This window comes from Bhargavaea sp. GQ12 (assembly GCF_059758705.1).
Genome location: NZ_JCAXEU010000039.1, coordinates 1 through 1,426 on the forward strand (window position 1 = coordinate 1; position 1,426 = coordinate 1,426).

Here is a 1,426-nt window from a genome sequence, read left to right on the forward strand (position 1 = left end):
AAAAGATTCGGTATGTACGATACAATGTCTGTTTTATCCGGTTTTGAAAGAATAAAAAAGTTCTTGCTAAATCGGCAGGAATTGATATAATAGTATTTGTTCTTTCAAAAAGAATACGGTCTGGCGATAATGGCGAAGAGGTCACACCCGTTCCCATCCCGAACACGGAAGTTAAGCTCTTCAGCGCCGATGGTAGTCGGGGGCTTCCCCCTGCAAGAGTAGGACGTCGCCGGGCTGTATCATTTGATTGGATCAACGATCCAGTTTCACGGAGGATTAGCTCAGCTGGGAGAGCATCTGCCTTACAAGCAGAGGGTCGGCGGTTCGAGCCCGTCATCCTCCACCATTTAAACAAGCCGGCCTAGCTCAATTGGTAGAGCAACTGACTTGTAATCAGTAGGTTGGGGGTTCAAGTCCTCTGGCCGGCACCACTATGACGAGCCATTAGCTCAGTTGGTAGAGCATCTGACTTTTAATCAGAGGGTCGCAGGTTCGAGCCCTGCATGGCTCACCACCCTATATATACCACATCATGCGGGTGTGGCGGAATGGCAGACGCGCTAGATTCAGGTTCTAGTGTCCTTTACCGGACGTGGGGGTTCAAGTCCCTTCACCCGCACCATTATTTTGATGAGTGATATTGATCCACTCAGTTATGCGGAAGTAGTTCAGTGGTAGAATACCACCTTGCCAAGGTGGGGGTCGCGGGTTCGAATCCCGTCTTCCGCTCCATTTATTTCCGCCGGGGTGGCGGAATTGGCAGACGCACAGGACTTAAAATCCTGCGGTAGGTGACTACCGTACCGGTTCGAGACCGGTCCTCGGCACCAGCTCTTTTTTTATGAATGCGCCCGTAGCTCAATTGGATAGAGCGTCTGACTACGGATCAGAAGGTTATGGGTTCGACTCCTGTCGGGCGCGCCATTATTATCGGGAAATAGCTCAGCTTGGTAGAGCACTTGGTTTGGGACCAAGGGGTCGCAGGTTCGAATCCTGTTTTCCCGACCATCTTTATGAAGGGGCCTTAGCTCAGCTGGGAGAGCGCCTGCCTTGCACGCAGGAGGTCAGCGGTTCGATCCCGCTAGGCTCCACCATTATACTATTCCGGCGGTGTAGCTCAGCTGGCTAGAGCGTACGGTTCATACCCGTAAGGTCGGGGGTTCGATCCCCTCCACCGCCATTCCAAAGGACCTTTAGCTCAGTTGGTTAGAGCAGACGGCTCATAACCGTCCGGTCGCAGGTTCGAGTCCTGCAAGGTCCACCATTAATTGGTTCAAACGGAGGAATACCCAAGTCTGGCTGAAGGGGTCGGTCTTGAAAACCGAGAGGCGGGTAACACCGCGCGGGGGTTCGAATCCCTCTTCCTCCGCCATATTTTTAACCTCTTCAGTCAAGGGGAGCCCTGAACCAAGAATTATGCATCATT

General features: G+C 52.2%; 12 tRNA genes and 1 rRNA gene. All 13 read left to right on the plus strand.

Going from position 1 to position 1,426, the window contains the following annotated elements:
- Positions 1 to 119: 119 nt before the first annotated feature.
- The 13 genes from rrf to AC6CHQ_RS16225 all read left to right on the plus strand — a co-directional run bounded on the left by rrf (position 120) and on the right by AC6CHQ_RS16225 (position 1,372).
- Positions 120 to 235: ribosomal RNA gene (gene rrf, locus AC6CHQ_RS16165) — 5S ribosomal RNA — on the plus strand.
- 35 nt (positions 236 to 270) lie between these two features.
- Positions 271 to 346: transfer RNA gene (locus AC6CHQ_RS16170), tRNA-Val, on the plus strand.
- Positions 347 to 355: 9 nt separating this feature from the next.
- Positions 356 to 431, plus strand: a tRNA-Thr gene (locus AC6CHQ_RS16175).
- Positions 432 to 438: 7 nt separating this feature from the next.
- Positions 439 to 514 (plus strand) — tRNA-Lys (locus AC6CHQ_RS16180).
- Positions 515 to 534: 20 nt separating this feature from the next.
- A tRNA-Leu gene (locus tag AC6CHQ_RS16185) sits at positions 535 to 622 on the plus strand.
- 35 nt (positions 623 to 657) lie between these two features.
- Positions 658 to 732: transfer RNA gene (locus tag AC6CHQ_RS16190), tRNA-Gly, on the plus strand.
- 9 nt (positions 733 to 741) lie between these two features.
- Positions 742 to 830, plus strand: a tRNA-Leu gene (locus AC6CHQ_RS16195).
- Positions 831 to 847: 17 nt separating this feature from the next.
- A tRNA-Arg gene (locus AC6CHQ_RS16200) sits at positions 848 to 924 on the plus strand.
- Between the two features lie 7 nt (positions 925 to 931).
- Positions 932 to 1,008 (plus strand) — tRNA-Pro (locus AC6CHQ_RS16205).
- Positions 1,009 to 1,018: 10 nt separating this feature from the next.
- A tRNA-Ala gene (locus AC6CHQ_RS16210) sits at positions 1,019 to 1,094 on the plus strand.
- A 12-nt stretch (positions 1,095 to 1,106) separates the two neighbouring features.
- Positions 1,107 to 1,180 (plus strand) — tRNA-Met (locus AC6CHQ_RS16215).
- A gap of 7 nt (positions 1,181 to 1,187) precedes the next feature.
- A tRNA-Ile gene (locus tag AC6CHQ_RS16220) sits at positions 1,188 to 1,264 on the plus strand.
- A gap of 15 nt (positions 1,265 to 1,279) precedes the next feature.
- Positions 1,280 to 1,372 (plus strand) — tRNA-Ser (locus AC6CHQ_RS16225).
- Positions 1,373 to 1,426 lie beyond the last annotated feature (54 nt).